This is a genomic window from Embleya sp. NPDC025285, assembly GCF_055558835.1.
Genome location: NZ_JBVHLU010000004.1, coordinates 157,014 through 180,025, shown reverse-complemented (window position 1 = coordinate 180,025; position 23,012 = coordinate 157,014). Strand labels below are relative to the sequence as shown.

General features: G+C 69.2%; 16 protein-coding genes. 9 read left to right on the top strand and 7 right to left on the bottom strand.

The genetic code is table 11. The features are described 5' to 3' along the window. Positions 1-30 precede the first annotated feature (30 nt). Together rox and ACZ4FV_RS04620 are read right to left on the bottom strand one after the other, a co-directional pair. On the bottom strand, positions 31-1,473 hold the full coding sequence (gene rox, locus ACZ4FV_RS04625) for a rifampin monooxygenase (protein ID WP_465321841.1): 1,443 nt from the start codon (positions 1,471-1,473) through the stop codon (positions 31-33). Positions 1,474-1,513: 40 nt separating this feature from the next. Next, entirely contained in the window at positions 1,514-2,299 is a 786-nt protein-coding gene (locus ACZ4FV_RS04620) for an isochorismatase family protein (RefSeq protein WP_395859061.1), read from the bottom strand. 371 nt (positions 2,300-2,670) lie between these two features. On the opposite strand from ACZ4FV_RS04620, the gene ACZ4FV_RS04615 reads away from it, so the two are divergent. Next, positions 2,671-3,807, top strand: a complete 1,137-nt coding sequence (locus ACZ4FV_RS04615) for a DUF4328 domain-containing protein (RefSeq protein WP_465321840.1) — start codon at positions 2,671-2,673, stop codon at positions 3,805-3,807. A gap of 153 nt (positions 3,808-3,960) precedes the next feature. Here ACZ4FV_RS04615 and ACZ4FV_RS04610 read toward each other — a convergent pair whose 3' ends face one another. Further along, positions 3,961-4,491 carry a MarR family winged helix-turn-helix transcriptional regulator gene (locus tag ACZ4FV_RS04610; RefSeq protein WP_395859059.1) on the bottom strand — a complete coding sequence of 177 codons (531 nt, stop codon included), beginning with the start codon at positions 4,489-4,491 and terminating at the stop codon, positions 3,961-3,963. Between the two features lie 190 nt (positions 4,492-4,681). Between ACZ4FV_RS04610 and ACZ4FV_RS04605 the strand changes: the two genes are divergently transcribed. Both ACZ4FV_RS04605 and dnaN read left to right on the top strand, forming a co-directional pair. Continuing rightward, positions 4,682-5,992: an amidohydrolase family protein gene (locus tag ACZ4FV_RS04605; protein ID WP_465321839.1), complete on the top strand. Its 1,311-nt coding sequence runs from the start codon at positions 4,682-4,684 to the stop codon at positions 5,990-5,992. 1,093 nt (positions 5,993-7,085) lie between these two features. Further along, positions 7,086-8,312 (top strand): DNA polymerase III subunit beta, encoded by a 1,227-nt coding sequence (gene dnaN, locus ACZ4FV_RS04600; RefSeq protein ID WP_465321837.1) that lies wholly within the window; start codon positions 7,086-7,088, stop codon positions 8,310-8,312. A 31-nt stretch (positions 8,313-8,343) separates the two neighbouring features. On the opposite strand, the gene ACZ4FV_RS04595 is transcribed toward dnaN, so the two are convergent. Continuing rightward, positions 8,344-9,060 (bottom strand): HAD family hydrolase, encoded by a 717-nt coding sequence (locus ACZ4FV_RS04595; protein WP_465321835.1) that lies wholly within the window; start codon positions 9,058-9,060, stop codon positions 8,344-8,346. A 987-nt stretch (positions 9,061-10,047) separates the two neighbouring features. On the opposite strand from ACZ4FV_RS04595, the gene ACZ4FV_RS04590 reads away from it, so the two are divergent. From ACZ4FV_RS04590 to ACZ4FV_RS04580, 3 genes are all read left to right on the top strand, one after another. After that, a complete protein-coding gene (locus ACZ4FV_RS04590; RefSeq protein WP_465321833.1) occupies positions 10,048-10,188 on the top strand; it encodes a hypothetical protein in 141 nt (46 codons plus the stop codon). Positions 10,189-10,203: 15 nt separating this feature from the next. Then, entirely contained in the window at positions 10,204-10,671 is a 468-nt protein-coding gene (locus tag ACZ4FV_RS04585) for a hypothetical protein (protein WP_020554288.1), read from the top strand. Between the two features lie 312 nt (positions 10,672-10,983). Beyond that, complete coding sequence (locus ACZ4FV_RS04580; RefSeq protein WP_465321832.1) at positions 10,984-12,945, top strand: hypothetical protein; 1,962 nt, start codon at positions 10,984-10,986, stop codon at positions 12,943-12,945. 438 nt (positions 12,946-13,383) lie between these two features. Here the strand turns inward: ACZ4FV_RS04580 and ACZ4FV_RS04575 are convergent, their stop codons facing one another. Both ACZ4FV_RS04575 and ACZ4FV_RS04570 read right to left on the bottom strand, forming a co-directional pair. Beyond that, complete coding sequence (locus ACZ4FV_RS04575; RefSeq protein ID WP_465321831.1) at positions 13,384-14,673, bottom strand: hypothetical protein; 1,290 nt, start codon at positions 14,671-14,673, stop codon at positions 13,384-13,386. Next, the gene (locus ACZ4FV_RS04570) at positions 14,673-15,500 is read right to left on the bottom strand and encodes a ParA family protein (protein ID WP_078980120.1); all 828 of its coding nucleotides are present in this window, start codon (positions 15,498-15,500) and stop codon (positions 14,673-14,675) included. The genes ACZ4FV_RS04575 and ACZ4FV_RS04570 overlap by 1 nt, the downstream gene beginning before the upstream one ends. A 4,282-nt stretch (positions 15,501-19,782) precedes the next feature. On the opposite strand from ACZ4FV_RS04570, the gene ACZ4FV_RS04565 reads away from it, so the two are divergent. Next, the gene (locus ACZ4FV_RS04565) at positions 19,783-20,610 is read left to right on the top strand and encodes an SDR family oxidoreductase (RefSeq protein WP_395859052.1); all 828 of its coding nucleotides are present in this window, start codon (positions 19,783-19,785) and stop codon (positions 20,608-20,610) included. A 91-nt stretch (positions 20,611-20,701) separates the two neighbouring features. Here ACZ4FV_RS04565 and ACZ4FV_RS04560 read toward each other — a convergent pair whose 3' ends face one another. Then, entirely contained in the window at positions 20,702-21,097 is a 396-nt protein-coding gene (locus tag ACZ4FV_RS04560) for a RidA family protein (protein ID WP_395859322.1), read from the bottom strand. A gap of 140 nt (positions 21,098-21,237) precedes the next feature. Between ACZ4FV_RS04560 and ACZ4FV_RS04555 the strand changes: the two genes are divergently transcribed. Both ACZ4FV_RS04555 and ACZ4FV_RS04550 read left to right on the top strand, forming a co-directional pair. Continuing rightward, positions 21,238-22,212, top strand: a complete 975-nt coding sequence (locus tag ACZ4FV_RS04555; RefSeq protein ID WP_465321830.1) for a helix-turn-helix transcriptional regulator — start codon at positions 21,238-21,240, stop codon at positions 22,210-22,212. A 192-nt stretch (positions 22,213-22,404) separates the two neighbouring features. Then, positions 22,405-22,983, top strand: coding sequence for a GNAT family N-acetyltransferase (locus ACZ4FV_RS04550; protein WP_465321829.1), 579 nt, complete (start codon positions 22,405-22,407; stop codon positions 22,981-22,983). Positions 22,984-23,012 lie beyond the last annotated feature (29 nt).

Here is a 23,012-nt window from a genome sequence, read left to right as displayed (position 1 = left end):
ACCCACGAGCGCGCCGGCGCACCCGCCCGCTCAGCCGGCCGCGGCGCCGAACCACTCGGACAGCCGGCTTTCCAGTTCCGACTGATCCTCACCCACCCACACCACGTGGCCGTCCGGCCGCAACAGCATCGCGGACACGTCCGGTTCCTCGCCGAGATCGGCGACGTGGTCGACGCGATCCGCCCAGCCCGTCACCGAAAGCCGGCCGGTCCGGTCGAGCAGCAGTCCGCGGCCGGCGTGCATCCGCTCGTACAGACGCCCCACCTTCAGCGGCACGTCCCGCATCCGCCGACCGAGCAGTTCATGGCCCTGGTCGTCGCCGAAGTCGTAGCGGATCCCGACCGCGGAGATGATCTCGGTGACGTACCGGTTCACCTCCTCGAAATCCATCAGCTTCGAGAACAGTTCCCGCAGCGCGGTCGCTCCCGGATCGGTCCCCAGCAGGGTGATCTGCGCCCGCGTGTTCTCCAACACGGCGGCGCCCACCGGGTGCCGTTCGGCGTGATAGCTGTCCAGCAGCCCTTCCGGTGCCCAACCGTTGACCGCGGCACCCAACTTCCAGCCGAGGTTGAACGCGTCCTGCACGCCGAGGTTGAGCCCCTGCCCACCGGTCGGCGGGTGGATGTGCGCCGCGTCGCCGGCCAGCAGCACCCGGCCGACCCGATAGCGCTCGGCCTGCCGGGTGGCGTCGCCGAACCGGGACAACCAGCGCGGCGAGTGCACGCCGAAGTCGGTGCCCGCGACGGCCCGCAACCGCTGCTTGAACTCCTCGAGGGTCGGCGGGGTCGAACGATCCTCGGCCACCCCGTCGGCGGGCACGACGATGCGGTACAGCCCCTCGTTCTCGTCCTGGAGAGGCATGAGGCCGAACCGCAGTTGAGTCTTGTGGACTTCCGCGACGACGGCGGTGATCGTCGCCGGATCCGCAGTCACCTCCATGACACCCAGCATCGTCTCGACCTTGGCCGGCTCCCCGGGGAAGCCGACGCCGATCCCCTTGCGCACCGCACTGCGGGCGCCGTCACACCCGACGAGATAGCGCGAGCGCAGGCGCGTACCGTCCGCCAACTCGACGCTCACCCCGTCCTCGTCCTGGCTCAGCCCGACCACTTCGCAGCCGCGCCGGATCTCGGCACCGAGTTCGCGGGCCCGCTCGTCGAGCACCCGCTCGGTCAGCGGCTGGGGCGTGGCGAGGCCGTACGGGTGCGCCGTGTCCAACCGCTCCGGCCACGGCTTCATGATGCCGCCGAAGAGACCACCTGCCTGGAACTTGTCACTCACCGCAAGGAACCGGTCCAGCAGACCGCGCTGGTCCATCATCTCGACGCTGCGCGTGTGCAGGCCCTGCCCGCGGGATTCCCCGGTCGGCTCGGTCAACTTCTCCAGCACGACCACGTGGACTCCGGCCAGCCGCAACTCGCCGGCCAGCATCAAGCCGGTCGGTCCGCCGCCCACCACGATCACGTCAATCATCAAAAACGCTCATTTCCGCAGGTTGTCGAGCTGAGGTCGATCATTCTGCGGCTCGACGGGGGCCTTGCCGCAAGCCCCCCGGTGCGCTATAAGTTGAGAGTGGCAAGGAGTGAACACACTCCTTGCCTTTCGCTTTTCCCACCCCATACGGACAAGCGAGCAGTGTGATGAGGTCCCGCGTGGTGCGCACGTCGCCGAGCGATCGGTACACGGTGCGCAGGCTCGCGTTGTGGGCGTGGTCGGTGCCCGTGGCCGTGGCGTCGGCGACGACGATGACGCGGTAGCCGAGGGTGAAGGCGTCCCGGGCACTGGACTCGCAGCACACGTCGGTCGTGGTGCCCGTGATCAGGATGGTGGTGATCCCTCTCGCTTCCAGAAGGCCGGGCAATGGGCAACGCCCCGGAAAGAAGGCGCTGTGCGCGGTCTTTGCCGCGAACAGGTCGCCGACCACCGGTGTCAGTCCGGGACTCAGGCGCTGTTCCACCGGCCCGGTCCCGCCACTGGCCAGGTACAGGGCGGCGACGGTCGGGCCGTAGAACTCCCGAGCCGCCTCGATGTTCGGTGTGGGCTCGGGGAGGACCCACGCAACGGTGCCGCCCGCGCTGCGCATGTGGGCGGCCAGGTTCCGGATGCGGGACACGATGCCGCGGGCGTAGGGATTGGCTTCAGTGAAGAACGGCACCATGTCGATCACCACCAACGCCGTACGGTGCGGATCGAGATGGGGATACGCCCAACGCCGCCCTCGCCGCCTCTCGTGCCGCTCGTACTCGCGCTCCGGGATACACCATGCGTGCGCGGGGTCCCGGTCATTCGAGGTGGGCATGACACCAACTCCTCCTCGCGCCCCTCTCGAACCTTCGCGGTCCAGGGGACTCGGTGTTCGGTGCGACACGACGTCGTCGATGTCCCTGCACGACGACCTTGGGGGTTGCCACGCTCAGGGATCAGCGGGTCGGGGCCAGGATCAGGGGGTCAGGATCAGGGGTCAGGATCCGGGAGCACGGTCAGGGAGGGTCAGGGGCGAGCGTTATCACCCTGCGTATTCATCGTCGACTCACCCGTGACGCGTGGGGGATACACACGGCATGATGCCGGTTACACCATGTGGGGTACAGAGGGCCGGACCGCCCACCGCGACCTCTCCCCCACCGGTGCGCATGGCCGGCACCGACCATCGACGGGGGATCCGAACTCGTGCTCTGCCCATCCTGCGGCGCCCGCTCGACGCTGCCGGACCGCTGTACCAACTGCGGTCACCAGGAATACGCCCCGCCCGCCGCCCCGGTATCCGACTCGACGGCGCCCCTGGACCAGCGCTTCGCCCGGTTCGGTCCCGCCGCGACGCCGCCACCGGGTTGGTACGCCCCGGTCTTCCGCTCCCTGCGCGGACCCGCCCTCGCGCTCTACATCCTGCTCGGCGTCACCGCCGTCTTGTCCCTGCTCGCGGCGATCGCACTGTTCCACCGCGCCAATCTGGTCGACCAGACCCTGCGTGGCGGATGGGTGTCCGCCGACCCCGACGCGGCGAATCATTCCATCGGCGTGTGGTGGGGCTTGGCGAGTCTGGCCATCGTCGCGGTCATGGTCATGTTCGTCATCTGGTTCCACCGCGCACGCCGTAACGTCGAACTCTTCCCGCCTTCGGTCCAACATTTCTCCAGCGGTTGGGCGATCGGCGGCTGGTTCTGCCCGGTGGCCAACCTGTTCTTCCCGCCGCTGATCGCGCACGACATCTGGAAGGCCAGCGACCCGCGCGCGCCGATGCGAGGCGGCTTCACCCCGGGCCGGCATCCCCTCCTGTCGGCTTGGTGGTTGACCTACGTCGCGGCGAACATCGTGATGCTCTTCGGTGTCTTCGGGCGTGAGAACGATGGCGGCGACGACTTTTCGGGTACCGATTCCTGGCGGGAGTACCACGAGTCGTACCGCACCGCCGACACCGCCGCGGGCTGGGCCTTTCTCATCCTCATCGCGGCGGCCGGCCTCGCCATCGCGGTCGTGGCCCGGATCACCGCATTCCAGTCCGAGTACGAGCGTGCCTTCGTCACCCCGCCGACGATGCACCCCATGCATCCCATGTACGCGATGCATCCCATGCACTCCGCGTATCCGATGCAGGCGGCGCACCCCGCGCATCCCATCGCGGGGATGCTGGGCACGCCGGGGATGCCCTCGATGGAACCGGCCCCCTCGGCGTACCCGACGCCCCCGGGCCGGCCGACCCACCCGACGCAGCAGCCCGATGCCGGTCGGACGACCGGAAGCCACGAGCCGCCCCCGGTCCCCCACCAGCCCCCGCCCCGCCCCCGGAACCCGCCGGCCCCGTTCTGACCGAGCCGGGACCCCCCTCCTCCCGCGAAGTTGCCCTGGACAGAGGGGCATTCGGCGCCGGCACGGGCAACTCCACGGCGACGGAGAGGCCGCGACTCGCGTCAGGCGTCCGCACCCGCGGTCACGTGGTGACGCGGTCGTGCGGTCGCACTGTCAGACGTTGTCGCGTGTCCGTCCCCGTGATCGAGGCATCTCGGTCGCGGCGGCGATCTCGCGCAGGGCCAGCGTCGCCGCCTCGATCGCCGCCGCCGGTGCGCCGCGCCAGACCTCGGCGTGCGCGGCGGCGTTGGCACGGACCGCGTCCTCGGCGACCTGTACGCCCCGCGGCGTCAGGCTGATCAGCGTGCCCCGCCCGTCGCCCTGATCCGGAAGACGTTCGGCGAGGCCCTCGGCGACCAGATGGTTGGTGACATTGCTGGTACCGCCCGAGGAGAGCAGCAGCGCGCGGCTGAGTTCCGTCGGCTTGAGCCGATAGGGCGCGCCGGCCCGACGCAGCGCGACCAGGACGCCGAACTGGGCCGGGGTGAGCCCGAATTCGGGTAGCTCGCGTCGGGTCGCCTCGTCCAGGTCGGCCGCGAGCAGCATGATCCGCTTGCTCAGTTCCGTCGTCGCGTCCAGCACGTCGGGCAGTTCGGTCTGCCACGCGCCGATGAGGGCGCTCGCACGGTCCTGGGGGGCAGTCATGTTGACAGCGTATTACAACCACCTGATAGCTTTCAGAAAAGCTTTCAAGTGAGCTTCTTGGTGTTCGACGTCAGTTCGAGACCGGTGCGAGCCCGGTGCGAGCCCGGTTCAAGCCCGGTCCGACTCCGGTCCACTTCCCATCCGCTCTGCTCCGATCCCCCATACCTCCACACACCCTCCGGAGACACCCGTGACCACCTCCGCCACCCACGCCCGCACCCACTCCCCCGACCGGTTGCTCCTGCGCGGCGGCACCGTCGTCGACACCGACCCGCATGTCACCGCCCGGCCGAACACCGACGTCCTGATCGAGAACGGCACGATCGCCGCCGTCGGCTCCGGGCTGTCCGCCGAGGGAGCCGAGGTCGTCGACGCACGCGAGCGGATCGTGCTGCCCGGATTCGTCGACACCCATCGCCACGTCTGGCAGTCGGTACTGCGGGCGGTGGCCGTGGACAGCGACCTCGGCGACTACCTCGGGTTGGTCCTCGGCCGACTCTCCCCCGCGATGCGTCCCGAGGACGTGTACACCGGCAACCTCGTCGGCGCGCTGGAGTGCCTGGACTCCGGCATCACCACGGTGCAGGACTTCTCGCATGTGCAACACCGCGCCGAACACGGCGACGCGGCGGTGAGCGGACTGCGCGCGGCCGGCATCCGGGCCGTCTTCGGCTACGGCCACCCGCCGTTCGACCCGGCCGCCCGCGACCCGCGCCTCGTGCGCGACCTGCGCGCACGACTGTTCGCCGGCGACGACGAGCTGGTCACTCTCGCGCTCGCCCCCGGCGGGCCGTCGTACACACCGATCGACGTCGTCGAGGAGGACTGGCGCCTGGCCGCGGAGTTGGACATCCCGCTGGCCATACACGTCGGCAGCGGTCCGGTCGCCCAACGTCCCATCGAGGCGCTGCGCGACCGCGGCCTGCTGAACGCACGCACGCTGTACATCCACGGCAACTCGCTGCCCGACGACGAGCTCGCGATGATCGCCGACTCCGGCGGCGCGCTGTCGATCGCGCCGCACATCGAGGCACAGATGGGACACGGCGCTCCGATGATCAACCGCTCCCGCACCGTGGGACTGGTCACCGGTCTCGGGGCCGACGTGGTCACCAGCGGCCCCGGCGACATGTTCTCGCTCCTTCGCGCGACCCTGCTGACCAGCCAACTAGCCGAAGGATCAAGGCTGTTCGCAGCCGACATGCTGCGTATGGCCACCATCGGAGGGGCCGCCGCGCTGGGCCTGGCCGATCGAATCGGATCGCTGGCCGTGGGCAAGCAGGCCGACGTGGTCCTGCTCCGCGCGGACGCGGTCAACCTGGTCGGCGCCACGCACGACATCGCCGGGGCGGTCGTGGCGTGCGCCCATCCGGGCAACGTCGACACCGTCCTGGTCGCGGGCCGCACCGTCAAGCGCGCGGGCCGACTCACCCACCCGCACCTGTCGACCGCTCTCGCGGACGCCCACAACTCCGCCGCCCGCCTGGCGACCACGCCCTGACCCATCGAGCACGAGCCGGCACGACCGGATACGACCGGGCGTGCCGGCAACGACAGCCGACGATCGGCAACCGGCCGGGAAACGGCATGCGGTGCCGGTGGCACCCCACATGTCCTCCCGGTTCACTCACCTCCCGCTTCCCCGTTCGTTGACCCGTGGACAGTCCTCATGCAGGCTCTGGTCCCAGATGTGGGGGATCATCGTGGGGAGGCACAGGGTGACGTACTGCGGGAGCTGTTCCGGACAGCGCTATGTCCCGATGGACACGATCTGCAACGGCTGTGGCGGGTCCGGCCAGAACGGAATGGGCTCGGACAACAATTGGTCCTGCTCGGGATGCGGCGGATCCGGGCGGATGCAGGCGATGGTGCCGTGCCCGACATGCGGTGGGTCAGGGGGATTCGCGGACGGCGGCGGCCCGGCGTACGCACCCCCGCAGGTCCCACTCACGCGTGCCGGGCGAATAAAGGCCAAAGTCTTCAACCTGGTCGCCCTCGGCGGAGTGGCCGCATACGTGTACTACTCGACGCGATAGACCCCACCGAAGCCGAGCCGACACCGCAGCCGAGCCGACACCGCACGGCGGCTTCGGGCGGAGCAACGGTCACCGTCCGGTCCGCCCGAAGCCGCGCGGAGGGCGATGCCTCCGCAGCGGAGAACGACACCTCTATATATAGGACGCGCTCATGGCTGGAACGCGCCTATATAGGGGTACCGCTTCAGCGAGCGAACCCCCTCCGCCCGGCCCCCGAGGCACACTCGCCCGCACGCCGTCGCCACACCATCCGCGCCCACACCTGGCCCGCGGTCACCGCCTGGCGAAGCTCGCCTCGCCGAACCGGCGCCGCTTCCACTTCGGCGAGACTGCTCGACCCGCGCGGCGATCGACCGTCCCCGCAATCGGCCTTCCTTACGATCGCCCCTCGCCGCAATCAAACTTCCCTGCGGTCGACCTTCCCTGCGGTCAGCCTTCGCCGCGACGGGACACCGCTCTCTGTCCGAGCCCTCCGTTAGTCTCGCTTCCCCGGCAATCGAACAAGGATTCGATCAACAAGCGACCATTCTCCTCGTCGAGTTCTCGGAAAGGGCCCCTGTGAAGGTACGGATATCCCGCGACCGCCTCGTCGAGGGCATCGGCTGGGCCGTGCGCGCACTGCCCGCGCGACCGGTCATTCCCGCTCTCGCCTCGTTCCGACTCACTGCTGCCGACGGCGCCCTGACAATCTCCGCGTACGACTACGAGGTGTCGGCCGGTATCGAGGTCTCGGCCGAGGTCGGCCGGCCCGGAGAGATCCTGGTCCCCGGTCGGCTGCTCGCCGACATCGCGCGCGCCCTCCCCCGCGACCACCCGGTGGACCTGAGCGTGGACCCGGCGCGAGCCCGGGTGACCTGCGCCGGTTCGTATTTCGCGCTCCCGCTGCCGGCTCTCGCCGACTATCCGGCCACGCCACCGCTACCGGAGACCGCGGGGACCGTGAGCGCGGCCGGATTCGCCGAGGCCGTCGCGCAGGTCGCGATCGCCGCGGCCCGGGACGAGAGCCTGCCCGTACTCACCGCGATCCGGCTGCACCTGGCCCACGACGCGCTGATCCTGGCCGCGACCGATCGTTATCGGCTGGCGGTGCGACGGCTGCCGTGGCGCCCGGCCACCGAGGATCCGGCGCGAACCGCCCTGGTGCCGGCTCGGGTACTCGCCGATCTCACCAAGCACCCGGGTGCCGGCGAGGACCTCCGGCTCGCACTCGGCCCGGAACCGGGTCGCCGCGGCCTGCTCGGGCTGGCCGGGGGTGGGCGACACGCGACCACGCGACTGCTCGACCACGAGTTCCCGCGCTACGACTGGCTGTTCGACAACGAGACCACCGCCGTCGCGACGATCGACGCCGCGGCGCTGATCGAGGCCGTGCGGCGGGTGTCCCTGGTGGTCACCCGCAACGCCCCGGTCCGGCTGTCGTTCGCACGGGACTCGCTCCGGATCGAGGCCGGTACGACCGACCAGGCCGAAGCGCGCGCAACGGTGCCGGTCGCGATGACGGGCGAGCCGACCAGGGTCGCGTTCAATCCGACCCACCTCCTGGACGGCTTGGCCGCGCTCCGTACGCCGACCGCTCGGCTGGTGTTCAGCGCACCCACGAAGCCCACCGTCCTGACAGACGACACCCACGCGGACGAGCCGAAGCGGACGAACGGGTCCGATGATCCGAACTCCCCGGCCGATCCGAACAAGCACGCCGGCAGCCCGAATCGCGACGCCGACGCCCCGAGCGCCTCGGAGCCTCCGGACTATCGCTACCTGCTGATGCCGATGCGCGGCACCTGATCAGCCTGCCGGCCCGACGACTCGCCAGGACTCACGCCGCGCGGCCCATCAGCGCGTTCAACACCGCGTCCGTATCGGCCAGGTCCGCGAGCACAACATCGGCGCCCGCCTCCGCCAACGCGGCCATGCTCGTCCTACCGGTCGCCACCGCCACGCACCACGCGCCGGCCGCCCGGGCCGTGGCGACATCGCGCACGGTGTCCCCGACTATCACGGTGTCCGCACCGACGTGCCGCAGACCCAGGTGCTCCTCCGTACGTGCGAACGCCCGCGCGGGCAGGTCGGTTCGCTCGTAGGCGTCGTCGCCGTACGCACCGAGCCGGAAGTCGACGTGGTCGGCGAGGCCGAAGACCGTCATCTTCAACACGGCGAGCGAGTAGAGGTTGCCGGTAAGCACCGACTGGTGTATGCCGGGCATCGTGCCGAGCGCGGTCAGTACCTCCGCCGCACCTGCCAGGACACGCCCTTCCGCAGCCAACTCGGCTTCACGTACCCGGAGTTCGGCAACGATCAGGTTCAGGAAGGCATCGAGCATGCCGCCCTCCGGGGGCATCCCGTGCGCACGTAGCACCTCGCTCGCCGCAGCCAACTCGGTACGCCCGTCGAACTGCCAGGGCTGGTCCAGCGCACGCCCGGAAATCTGGCGAAACGCCGCGGCGTAGGCTCGCCTCGACACCGTTCCGCCGTCGATCAGCGTGTGGTCGATGTCCCACAACACCAGCCGGGGGCCGGCTTCATCAGTCGCCATGCGCACTCCGATCGTCGACAACCACGTGTGCGGCCGTTGCTCAGAGCATCGCACTCGTCGCCCCACGCATCGACGACGGGGTCACCGAAGTCGCTACGGAGAGCGCTGACATGCGCACTCGGAGTGCTTTTCGTCGGATCGTGCCACTCCCGGGACGCCCGATCGATGGATGCCGAGACAAGCCGATGACGCCGAGGGCACTTCCTTATCAACCGTAAAAGTAGATTTCCTGCCTGTTTACGGTAATTTCGACAGTCGATCACGCGGCCCGGCTCATGCCCGGGAAAGCCCGACACCGGCGCTTCGCGGCCCCACACCGCCGCCCGCCGTGCTTTTCCGAGAGCCGGCGGGCCCCGATATCACCACGAATCCACCGCGCCCACTCTGCGGAGAGGCACGAGGAAGGCTCTGGGAAGGCCCCGGGAAGGCGCCGGCAGGGCATCACGGAGACGCCGGACAAACGCGAGAGAGCGCCGCGTAGGGCGTCGCATGGACGCTGATGCACGGCGACCAACGGACGGGTCGAGCCACTCCGGAAATGGCCTTTGACCTGCAACTTGCATGGCAACCGGTTCGGCAATCCGCACGGTGGTCTGTCCGTGGAAATGTGCGTGGCGATGTGCGTGCAGATGTATGACGTTCTATAACCCAACCCGTTCGTCAATCCGCATGGCTGTATGGGCGGGTGTGCGGGTGGCTGTGCGGCTCGGTCGGCGGACGCGCGGAGTCCTGGGCGGCCGGTCGGAGCAACGGGCGGAACAGCGGCCCGGGCGGTGGAGCCGCCGGTGGATCTCGCGGCGGGTCTCACGACGGGGCGTCGGCTCGGTGTGGCGGCCGGTCACGCAATGGGGCGAACGGTGGATCCGACGGTCGATCAAGCACCGGCTCACGCGAACGAACACGCGACGAAACAGACGACGGAGCACACACTCGGCGCCTGGGTATTCATGCGTGACAGGGGATGGATGTGCGGGCGGATCTTCCAACATGCAGATCGAACACGGCGGCAATGCCTTATTTTCTGGGCTTTTGCGCTGTTCTCGTGACGACGTCATCGCGATACGCGACACGCCGACTCTCCTGACAGGAAGTTATTTGCCGGAGATCGCGATAAGCTTCGGGCGTTGACACGAAAGGACGGTCATGGCCACTTCCCGGGAGCGTTGGACCGTGGCGAGGCTCGCGGCCATCGCGGGTCTGCCCAGCAAGGTGGGCTACGAGGCACGGGACCGAAACGTGCTGCACCCGACGGTGCTCTCGCCCAGCGATGTATTGCCCCTGCTCACCTTCGAGGCTTTGCGAAGGATCAGCTGGCCGGGCGAGAACTATGCGCGCAACACGCCACAACGTCTGCGCCTGTGGGAACACCTGGCCATCGAGCACTCACGAGTGGGCGATCTCGCCGATGTCGACCCGATGACCGGCCTCTACGTGCACCCCTCGGGTGCCGACCTGGCCGTTCGACCGAGTGAACACGCCGCGCTCGCGCTGCGGTTCGTCGAAGAGAACACGCCCTACCAGTACCTCACGCTCGGCGCGTGGGCTCAGCAGGCTCTGCGGGCCCTCGCCGCCGAACAGGAGCAGGTCGGACGACGCCACGGTGCCGCCTGACCACCCCGCGGCGGAATCGGCCGCAAAAGCAGAGCGAGTGGCCTAGGAGTCCAGCCCTAGTCCACTCGCTCGCAGCTCAGCGCCCCTAAGGGCGCCGTCGGAGAAAGGAGGCCTGTCAGCCGCTTACACAACCGAACAGTGAGACCCAGCCGTTCCGGTACTTCCACGCGCCGAACGGTCGGGTCAGCCATACCTCTTTCTCTTCACCAGCTTCAGGAGCAGATCATACCTGCGATCCCCGAGGCAGGCCCAGTGCTGTCTTCAGCCAGGTCCTTGCCCTCTTCAAGTGTGCCCGAATCCTCTGGATTCACGATGCAGGCTCGGGTCCGCGCCGCCTTGCGCGCCGCGCGCGTTCGCGTCGGTGGCGCCCGAGGCGTCGATCCGACCATGCCGGACTCGGTCCGCCGCGCCTCCGTCAAGGTCCCGCTGTGTGTGGTGACCGGCGAGGCGTACAGCGACCTGGCCTTCGTCTTCGCCGCCAAGGTCGGCCATCTCGCGGCCGGCCCGAATCAGCCCGGCTGCATCGCCGACCTGACCACCATCGCCCGCTACCTGGGCCTGACCGTGCGCTCGGTGACCCAGCCCGACGGCCGGGTCGCGCTCAAGGCGCCGTCGTCCCTGTACGCCGCGCAGAAGCAGCTCACCGCCGGCGAGGAACTGACCGTCGTACGCCGCACCAAGCCTTCCGGTACCGGGACTTCGGCCGTTCGCCGGTTGCGCACACCGGAGAAGGGCGAACCGTGGGTGATGGTGCCCGTGGCCCTCCTGGGCGCGGTGCCGCACCGGCACGCACGGGCGTACGCGGTCATCTGCTATGCCCGGGCCCGGGGTCACCACCTGACCTACGCGGAGCTCGCCGACGTGCTCCGACACCAGTCCGGCCGCCGGATCGGCGAGCCGGTGAGCGTTCGCGCAGCCCGCGGCGTGGTCTCCGACCTGGAACGTTGGGGCTGGGTGGAGGTGGGCCGTCGCGAAGGGTGGCAGGGCCGCAACATGCTCGTGCCGCTCCGACCGTTCGAGCACCCGAGCGAACACGAGTCGGCGGCGGCCGCGGGTGTGGACACCGAGGCGATCGAGCCGGTGGACATCTTCGCCGGAGATTTTTCCGAGGAGGGGACTGCGGAGGGCGCTCGGAACGACAGCGCGGAGTCTTCCGCGGCCGGTAGCGCGGAACTCTGCGCGAAGGGGAGCGCGGAAGAGACGGGGGGAGTGCCTGCGAGGGAGTTCGGTGCGACGAGCGAGCCGAACAAGGCGAGCGGGATCGTCGAGGCCGTCGAGACCTTCCGCGACGGGGCCGCGGGGGAGTCGCGAGCGGCTGCCGCGACGCTTCCCGCGGCCCGTTCCGCGATGCCCTCGAAGACCGCTTCGCGAACCGGTCTCGTGGGCCCGTCCGAGTCGCCCCGGAACGGTATTTCGGCAGGTCGGAGCCTATGTGCGGAGGGTCAATGGACGTCGGGTGCGCAGGGGGTTGGGACCTCCGTCACGTATAAGGAAGACACTCCGATTGACCTACAGATGAACGCGGACTCCCGAGGGGGTTCCGCCCGAAGGGCGTCTTGCGGAGTAGACGGGCGCGAGCCCGCGACAAGCCCGCGATCGGCCTTCACGACGACCCCTGCGAATGGGGCGCCTGCGGCGGAACCCCGTCGAACTCGACACGTGACGGCGTCGAACCACCGGACCACCATCTCCGCAACGGCTGCGAAGGCGTTCGCCGGAATCGGCCCGCTGGTAGCCAGGATGAGCACCGGACAGCGGGTTCTCGCCGCCGGCCTGGTGGACCGCGCCGTGGCCGAAGTGGGCGACGCGGACCGGGTCTTCGCCCGGCTGGCGGACCGCTGGCGGACCCAGGAAGGGGCCGTCAGGAGCCCCATGGGTTGGCTGGACGGTCGAGGGCTGGCCCGGCGTGGCTGCGCCGATCCGAACTGCGAGGACGGCCGCCTGTGGCTGCCCGCGAGCGGTCCCGGCGTCGGGGTGGCCGGCGACCCGTATGCCTGCCGCAACTGCGCCCGCCAGGACGAGGATCGGCGGGCGGCGGCGGACGACCGCTTCGGTGCCGAGCGGCGTGCCGCGTACCGGTCCCGGCAGGTGGAGGCACCGGTCGTGCCGGCCCGACGGACGCCGACTCCGGCGCCGATCGGCACCTGCGACGACTGCGACAGGGCGGTTCGGGGGCTCCGGGAGGACGGGGTCTGCGCCGAGTGCCGTGAGGACCGTGAGGCAGCGGCCGAGGCTGCGGGAAGCGCGCCCCGAGCCCTTCAGTCGGCGTTCTGAGCGCCTTCGGTGCGGTCGGCGGGAGTTCGGTGGCCTTGGGGTCTGTGATGCCCTCAGCGGGCCGTTCAGCGACTTTGCGGTGATCGGGCGAGGTGGTGCGAGGCGGCGTTCGGCTTTGGTGAGAAAGCCCCCGAGCGCTGATGAATAGGGCGAATAGGTTTATTCGGGCGGGCTGTTCGCGTCGCGGCCGGTGGCCGGGCATGCGGACGGCGGAGCGAGGCTCGACGCGGTCCTGGGCGAGATGCTCGGGCTCGGGCTTTTGCCGGGACTTGCGTTCAGGAAGCCGAGGGGGCTTGGCCGGCGATCGTGCGAGGAAGGCACGTGGGCTGCCGCTCGGTCGGGTTCGGCGCTTGCGCGCCCGTGCTCGTGGAGGGGCACATGAGTGCGCCGTCGGCGAGCACGGGGGACTGGATGGCCTCCGTGCCCGCCGACGGCGGGTTACTGCTGGGGCGAGAAGATCTCGGGGCGGCCGAGGGCGCCCTCGGCGTCGAGGCGTTCGAGGAACAGTTCGACGGCGGCCGAGAACAGGTACACGACCAAACCCCGCTTCTCGGTCGCGGTGAGTTCGGTGTCGAGGTCGCGCGCGAGTTCGTACACGGCCGGGCTGACCCGGTAGCTGGAGGACTGGCTGGGGTCGGTGATACCGCCCCTGGCACGCAGGAACGAGCGGATCATCTCGATCTGCTCGTCGTTGTCGTCGGGGAGTTCGAGCAAAGCGGCGTTGAGGTAGTGGCCGAGGGCCAGCCGCCGGTTCTGCGACGAGCGCTTGTCGGCTGTCAGCCGCTTGCCCAGGCGTGCCTTGACGTCGGGCAGGAGCCGGAATCCCCAGGTCTCCCAGCCCTTGGAGTTTATCCGTGCGTCGAGAAAGCTATCGAGCAGCGACGCGTGCGCCGACTGCCCGCCGGCACCGCTGCCGACCGTGCTCGGCGCGGCGGGTGCCGGAGCAGGAGCGCTGCGCCGAGGAGCGCGGGCGGCCGGGGCCTTGGCGGGGGCGGATGCCTTCGCCGGCTGGGGAGCCGGGGTCCGAACCGGCTCTGCGGTACGGGGGGTGGTTTCGGCAACCGGGGCGGGGTCGGGGGCTCTTGCGGGCTCCGGCTCCGACTGTGAGGTCGGCATGGGTGCCGGTTGGGCGGTCGGGTGCGGAGCCGGCTCGGGCTCGGGCTCGGGCCGGGCCGCCTCGAGGCGAGGTGCCGGGGTGGGAGCCGGCTCCGGCTCGGGTGTGGCTTCCGGCCGGGGGTTCGGGGTGGCGGCTGCCGCCGCCGGTTCCGAGGACGGCTCCGCAGTCACGGGCTCGGCCGCAGGCTCGGGCTCGGGTGCCGAGACGGACTCGGCGGCCGCGGCCGCGACGGGCTCCTGCGCAGGCGAAACCGTGCTTTCGGAGGCTCGCGGGGCTTCCTCACGCGCGGCCGCCGGAGCGGGAGCCTCCTCGACGGCGGGCGCCGCGGCGGCGTGTACCGGCTCGGGCTCGGGGGCGTGAGCCGGCTCGGGTTCGGGAGCCGGTACGGCGGTTGCCGCGTTCTTGAACGGCGGCCCCGAGGTCATGCCGCCGGACGTGCCGCTGCCGCCGCCGCCCATCTGTGCGAGGAGCGCCGCCGTCGAATCGGTGCCCGAGTTGAGGAAGCTGCCGTTCATGGCGTCCTGCAGCGCAGCCGCCAGGACCGACGACTGGACGGCGGGGGCCTTCCGGGCTTTGGCCCTCGACTTGGGCGCGGGCTTCTCGTCTGTCATCAGGCTGCCTGCTTCACACGGTCGAACAGTTCGATGGCCAGCTCGGTGTAGGCAACGCTCGCGGCGATGTTCGGTTGCTCTATGCAGACGGGGCGCCCGATCTCGTACGCCTGCGAGATCCGGCTGTCCCGGCGGATCTGCGTCTGGAAGGGGTCGAGGCCGTAGTCGGCCAGCCGCTGCTCGACCTGGTCGTCCTCGCTGGTGCGGCGGGACGGGGCATTGGCCTTGTTGATGACCGTGCCGAGGAAGCGCGGCTCGCACTCGCCGAGGGTGCGCTCTGAGGTGGCCGCCGTCAGGCCCTTGATCACCGCGGCGCCCTGGACGGTCGCGTACAGCGGTTCGCACACCGCGACCACGAAGTCGGCGGCGGCGAGGGCGACCGCGGACAGGGCGCTGACGCTGGGCGGGGTGTCGATCAGGATGATCGTGGGGGTACGGCGGATGGGTTCCAGGATGCGCCGCAGGATGCCGGTGGTGGAGAAGTCCATTCCGGCGATCTTGCGCTCCGCGTCGACCATGGTGCTCTGCACCGAGCCGAAGAGGCTGAGGCTGCCGGTGGTCTCGAACGACTTCAGCAGTTCGCTGCGGTCGAAGATCATCTCCGGTACGTCGGGCGTCATGCCGTTCAGCTGGGCGTACAGCGCGAAGCCGACCGAACGCTGGGGCTGCGGGACCACGCCGAGCGCGACGCCGGCCTGGGCCTGCGGCTCGAGGTCGACCACGAGGGCGTGAAAGCCGTTGATCGCCAGAGCGCTCGCGAGGTTCACCGTCGTCGTCGTCTTCCCGGGACCCCCCTTCTGGCTGGCCACCGCCACTACTGCACCCATGGTGCGTCCTCTCCAGGTAGAGCGGCCGAACGCCTGCGGGAGCCGGGTTTCTGCCCGGTGGCCTGTCAGAGCCGTCCACTGCACCTGACAGGGAAGACGACGTACCTCCGGGGTAGCTGCTCGATACTTCCGTCGGAAGCCCGAAAACGCAACGAACCAGGATCTAGCGGGCAGAACCTTCAAGACGTCCTTGAGGGGTCCGACCTAAGTTTTGTCTGTCAGGTTAGCAGCGGAATCCCAAAATTCACTGTGACACTCGAAAAACCCACCCGTATGTCCCGGTTAACCCGTTTGGTCGGGCGAATCAGCGCCCCCAACAGACTCTTTTGGCGCACGAATTGCCGATCGAACTCTCGATTTATGAGGCACCCGTTCGACATATCGAGACACAGGCCGAATCGTCGACCTGGGCGATCCCTCGGACACCCCCCGAACGGGCCGGCACCCACCCCCCGGACGGACGCCTCATCCCGCACCCAAGCCCCTGATTGACCGGTCGAGTGACACCCCCACCCCACCGCCGCAGCATGCCGCCCCTCGACCACTCCTCGACCGGGCCCCCGAAATCACCCGAGAGAGGGCCCGGTCGGGCGTGTCGCGACTCCGGCGGTCGCGACGGGCACCGCGCAACACGGGTGCGGTTCCGCCGGGTTGGCGGGGTGGCCGGCACAGCCGGATGGCTTCCGGGGGTGGTGCGGTACCCGGCAATTTGGTGATGGGACGGGGCGAGCGCGTTCGATCGTGTGGGTCCCGGGTCCGCCCACGCGCGCGCCGACGGGTGAGTGAATCTCGGAACCAGTCGCCAAGCCGGCCGAGCGACGGCCTGCCGGATGCGCCTCGGCCTGCGGCGAAGTCGCACCACGCTCGATCCGCAGCCGGGCAGGCCGGCCGTTGTTCCCGGAAGCTCCCGAGCGGCTGTTGACGCAAGGGCCGGGCGCGGTCGCGGACCGAGCATGCTGCCGCCCCGCCATGGCCGGGGCGCGATCGGCCCGGCCCGGTGGACGCGGAACCCACACGCTCGACCACCCCACGCCGTCCCATCACCAACGCGACCGTCATGCCATCCGCGCTTGCACATGTCGACCGCCCGTCGTTCCGCCCGGTGATCGGTTCGACCCGACGCCGGTCGGTCCGCCCGCCGTCCTGCTCGCGCGCCGTTCCGTCGCGTTATCCGGCCGCTCGCCCAGGCGTCGGTACGTCGGTCGGTCGTTCCGCCCGCCGGTCGAGCCCGTCGTTGTGCGCTGGGCGGAGCGCTCTGTCGAGCGTGTGGGCCGTAGGACGGTCGCCCGCATGCGCGGATGTGCGTTCCGCCCGTCCGGGCCGCCACAGAGGCGTTGAGAGGCCGTCCCGGCCGTGGTGCCACACGCGCGTCGTGCGCTTGCGTGTGTCGGCCGTCCGCCGAGTCGATGGCCGACCCGAACGTGTACCCCTTCGGCTGTCGGTCGTTCGCGTGCGGCGTCGCTCGGGCGTTCCGCCGCATCGGCCGCACATCGAGTCGGCCGCACATCGCATCGGCCGTTCCGAGATCCGTTGGCCGGTTGGTCGCAAGGCCGGTTGCTCGCAAGACTGTCGGATCGGGCCGTACGCAGGCCCGTCCGGAGGGGCGACCGTCCGCCCGACGGCCCATGGACCAGCCGACCGACCGGCCCGTACGCAGACCCGGTCGGCCATCCGCCCGTCGTTCCGACCGCAGACCCACCGCCGGTCAGGAAGAGCGAGCCGGCCGGCCGTAGATCGATCCCTCCGCCCGGCCATCGCTCCACACGTCCGCCCACCCGCACGTGCACCCAGCCGGCTGTGCACCCGAGCATCGTTCCGTCCGTATGTCGCTCCGTCCGTAGGTCGATCCATCCGACCGCAGGTCCATCCGTCGTTCGTTCCGTCCGCATGCCCATCCATCCGCACGCCCGTCCCACCCAACACCCGCCCGTCCAGGCATACGCACGCACGGTCACTCGCCCGCCCACCGAGGCAGCCATCGAGCCGCAGACCCACTTATCCGCCCACCCGTCGTTTCGGCCGACCGCCCGCACATTCATCCAGCGTTCTGCCCGAAGGCACATCCCTCCAGCTGTCCACCCAAACACACGCCCATCCAACCGCACACCGGCCCGAACACCCGTGCATCTGTCGATCGATCCATCCGCACACACGGTGATCCATCCGCACAACCGTCGTTCCACCCGAACGCCCAGCCATTCGTACATCCACCCCTACAGCCGACCATCCACCCGGACACAGGCACAGCCACAGCAACGCCCACACCTACATCCAGCCATCCACCGATACATCCGACCGAACGTCTGCCCACCCATTGCGACACTCATAGAGCCGTGCATCCGTAGACAGATACGCACGCCCGACCGTAGGTCCACCCATTGATCCGTGCGCCCGACCGCAGATCCACAGACACATCCACACGTCCAAGCATCCACCCGCACATCCAGCGCAACAGACGCCCGCACACCCGCCCGCACAGCCGCCGTTTTAGTGTTGCAGTGTTCCGAACATACCCCGCTTCATCACATTGAACATCTACACGAACATGTACGCGCACTTACGCTCATGCAGCTTGGCGAACATCTCTATGAATATGATGCGCACCATCTCATGACACATACTTCGCTCCAAGTGCCGCAACAATCTCCGTTGCATGAGTTGTGAACTTGTGAAATTGCCAGGTCAGAGGCCATATATGCACCTGGCAGTTGGGCCCAAGCTCCGTTGTCCCGACTACGTGGGTCGTCCCTCGAGTACCAGAAGAAAGTATCGACAGGTGCCGATCGATCGTCCGTCAGTGTCCACTGGAAGCCAGAGGCGAACGGCTAGCCCTACCCTTCACCACGTCGGCCTTCGAGTGTCCACTCCAACGTGGCAGCGCACACGCCTGCCGACCTCGCAGCCCCAGCCTCGGGCAGTACATATCGCCGAAGCCCCACGGCCAAAAACACCCGAAGGCTGCCGTCGGAGCGTCGCCAGACGACGTGCTTCAGGACCACGAAGCTCTCCCCGCCGAGGTCACGGCTGAGACTACGCGAGCCCGGCTCCCCCTCCGAACCCCGAGAAATGAGTGCACGAGGACTGTTCTTGATGGGAAAGCCATCATCAGCCTGCGTACGCATCCCACCTTGACGCGCCAAGACGAGCAGACCAGGTACCCGAGATACCACCCACGAGCCTGCCTCGCTACATCGCGGGAGGCTCCTTCGGCGTGAACGGGGGTGCAAATCCACGCACGGCCATGCGGTAAGCCACCCGCAGGGCCGAGCCGGCAAGGTCCGTTCGAACAACGACGGCTCTGTCACCGGCACCGCCACCACCATTGCCATCGCCCGTACCCGCCCCGGACAAGACAGACGCGGCTTGCGGCGGCGGCCCATTGCCCGGCTACTCCGGTCCACTCCCCCATTGCTCGACCCCTTCCGACCCACCACCGGAGCCATGATCGAGCGCATCCACGCCCCTCCAGCCGGCAGAGCTCCGGATTACGCCGAGGGCGCGCACGCTCGGGCACCCAAACCACGAACCCCGGCCCGGGGTCGGACGCACCGCAACCCCCGCCGGCGCCAACCCCCGCCGGCGCCGCAACCCGCACCCTGCATTCCGCGGGAGGTCACGGCCGCAGCAAGGTTGACGAGGGCAACCGCCCGATCGCCGGCAAGGTCGAGGGGCCGGTCCTGCGGCAGCGGCTCGCCCGAAAGACTCCGTGCCCAGCGGTTCGTCTCAACAACGCCGGCCGGAGCGGGATGACAACAGTGAGCCGACCGCGGCTCGGTACCGAGGGGCGGAAGGACGTTCTCAACGTCGCGCACCGCGAAACGCGCGTACATGGATCTGGGATCAGGATTGCTTCGGCGTCCACCGGTTGTTGCTGCGCGAACGCCGGCACCTGCGACAACGAAGTTCGGCGGCAAACCCGGCAACACGTTCAGGCCGGCGCGCGAGATCGTGTTCCTTCGCTGAGAGTCATGGAAGAAACCCGATCACCAGCCCGCAGACCCCCTTCTGACCTGGGCTTTTGTTCGAATTCCCGCGTGCGGCGCGATCTGTTGATGCCCGGTGTGATTCCCTGCGTTTCCTCAAATCAGGCCCTCAGAGCGCCATCTGACGCATCATCGCAGGTCAGAGCCTTGTCCGGGAGGCCGAGAGGGTGCCTGGCTTGATCCGATGTGACCGAGTAGCCGATTTGGTCCCTCGAGCGCCGGGGCCGGCTCCGCCGATCGTCGGATCGTCCCGGCAACCGGATGACGTGACGCAACGTGGGATCCTAACGTGGCGGATCATGAACATCCTGATCGTAGGTGGCAGTGGCTTCCTCGGCCGCGAACTGGCCCGGCAGGCAGTGACAACCGGACACGCCGTGACGGCAACCTTCGCGACCACCGCAGGTGACATCCCCGGTGTTCACTGGCTGCCCCTGGACCTGCGCCACAGCGAGGAGATCACGTCGGCGCTCGCGCGGGCCCGGCCGGACGTCGTCATCAACGCGGCGTCTCGCAAGGCCGACTGGGCAACTACGGCCGATGGCGCGATCGGCCTGGCGATGGCCGTCACCCGGCAGGGAGGCCGACTGGTGCACGTATCCAGTGACGCCGTCTTCTCCGGCGCCGCCATCCGCTATGACGAATCCGCCACACCGGATCCGATTACCCCTTACGGAGCCGCGAAGGCTGCGGCCGAAACAGCGATCCGGATACTCGCGCCGGCCGCCGTCATCGCCCGTACCTCGTTGATCATCGGCGAAGGTGATTCCGAGCACGAGGCGCTCATCCACGATCTGGCCGCCGGGCGACGAGATGGCGTGCTGTTCACCGATGACATTCGGTGCCCCGTTCATGGCACCGACCTCGCCCAGGCCCTTCTCGAGCTGACCACCTCCGATCACACAGGCGTGTGCCATCTCGCCGGGTCGGACGCGATCAGCCGCCATGAACTCGGTGTCCTGATCGCCGACCGAGACGGACTGGACCACGCCCAACTGACCGCAGGCCGCCGCGCCGACACCGGTCCCCCGGGCCCACTGGACGTCCGCTTGGACAGCACCCGGACGCAACGCACGTTGCACACCACGCTGCGCGGCGCCCGCGACTTCCTACGCCGCGAGCAGTGACTCGTACGCCTTTTCCACGCCCCGGGCCATCCGCGCCCCTGCTGCCCGTGCCGGTTCGACCGGCACGGGCAGCAGGGGCGGCGAAGTCACATCACGCGACGGCGGTTCCCTCGAGTTCGACCATCTGGCCGGGGATCGCCAGTCGCGTCACCCCGAGCATCGTGGTGGTCGGCGCCACCCCGGCGGCGCCCAATCGCGCCGCCAGTTCGCCGTAGTGCCGGAAAAGCAGATCGACGTCGGTCGTGTAGACGTTGAGCCGGATCAGGTTCGCGAGGGACATGCCGGCCTCGCCGAGTACGGCCTCCAGGTTGTCGATGCTCAACGCCAACTGCGCGGCCATGTCACCGTCATGCTGGGGCTTGCCGTCGCCACTCATCGCGGTCTGCCCCGAAATGTACAGGGTCCGTGTGTGTCCGGAGACGACCTCGCCCTGGTTGAACCCCATGTCCACCGACCATGCCACCGGGTTGACCGCCGTTCGTTCCATTGCTTCGTGGCTCCATTCGATTCGCTTCATGGGGAGTGCGTACGTCCATCGGCTCGGTAGCCGCCGGTTTCGACGTCGCATTGACGAGCCTCTCAACAAATCACGACACCCTTGGTCATGTATTTGGTTAGAGTTCTCGCATGCGCGCCGACCGATTGGTTTCGCTGGTGCTACTGCTGCGCCAGCGTGGTCGGTTGACCGCGGACACGCTGGCCCGCGAGTTGGGGGTATCCACCCGCACCGTGCTGCGCGATATCGAGGCGCTGTCCGGGGCCGGCGTTCCGGTCTACGCCGAGCGCGGCCGGCACGGCGGTTTCGCGTTGTTGCCCGGTTTCCGGACCGAGCTCACCGGGCTGAACCACGACGAGGCCCTGGCCCTGTTGACCGCCGGATCGGGGCGCGGCGAGCTGGTATTCGGTCTCGGCTCGGCGCTCGCGTCGGCCATGCGGAAGGTGGTCGACGCGCTGCCTGAGGGGCACCGGGCCACCGCGAGCGACGCTGCCCAGCGATTTCTCGTCGACCCGGAGACCGACCTGCTCTCACGCCGGCTGGCCGCCGATGACGTACCCGACAGCACAATGATCGAGATCCGGCGCGCGGTGCTCGCCGGACACAAGCTGCGCATCCACTACGCGGCCACCGGCCAGGAGCCACAGTGGCGCACGGTGGACCCGATCGGCCTGGTCACCGTACGCGACCGGGGCTATTTGCTGGCCACAAGATCCGGCGCGGACCGCACCTACCGGCTGTCTCGGGTATTGGCCGCCGAGGAACTCCCCGAAGCGGCACAGCGGCCGGACCGGGTCGATCTGGACCGGGCCTGGCAGGAACGCAGCACGCGGTTCCGGACCGGCGGCGACCAAGTCGCCGTGCTGCTAAGGGTGAACCCGGCGCGACGGGAGGAGCTGGTGGGTACCGCGCTGGCCGTCCTCGCCGAGGAAGCCGACGCAGATGGCCGGTTGCGGCTGGAAGTGACCTTCCAGGATTCACGACACGCCGAATGGGCCCTGTGGCAGCTCGGCATGGACGCGGAAGCCCTGGCCCCGCAAGCGCTGCGGATCGCCCTCCGCAACCGTGCCGCCGCGATGGCCACCCGCTACGGAGACTCTCTCTGAGCCGAAGGCTCCAGCGAGCTGCTCGTTGCCCGCCGTATCCGGCTCGTTCGACATCGACTCGCGCCTGGTGGCCGGCCTTCGAGCAGCGCGGCGTCGCTCGGCTTCTCCTCGCGCGGGCGCTCGTGCGGATGGGGCTGGAACGGGTCGTGGTTCTTCCGTACTTCGTTGCGGGGAGTCGGTCTGCGAACGATCATGGCCGTCATGGCGCAACCGAGTCGGATCATCGAATGTGGAGACTTTGTTCTGCGAGGCTGGCGGGGGGAGAGCGACTTCGCTTCCGCTTTCACGTTGATCGAGGAGTCTCTGGAGCATCTGCGTCCCTGGGAGCCGTGGGTCGCCGGCCACAGTGAGGAGACAACCCGCGGCCTCCTGGCGAAGTCCGAGGCGAGGTGGGAGAGCGGTGACGTGTACAACTACGCCATCGCCAAGGACGGCACCCCCGTCGGCATGTGCCAGACCTCCCGCGGGACCGAGCCCCAGGGGCGGCGCATGGGGTATTGGCTGCACCCTGCCGCCACCGGACAGGGCATCGCCACGAGGGCGACCGCGGCCCTGATAGCCGAGATGTTCACCCTGCCGGACGTGGAATACCTGGAGATCGCACACGACTTGGCCAACATCTCCAGCGCCGCCATACCGCGCCGATTGGGCTTCACCGAAATCCGGCGTGAACAGGCGAGGCTACCCGTAGCGCCTGCCGGCACCGGGATCGACGTGATCTGGCGGCTGAACCGTCCGACGCCGCCCGTCGACGGCACTCGCCGCCCCTGAAATACCGGGCCCGTCGCGCTCGGTTCCTG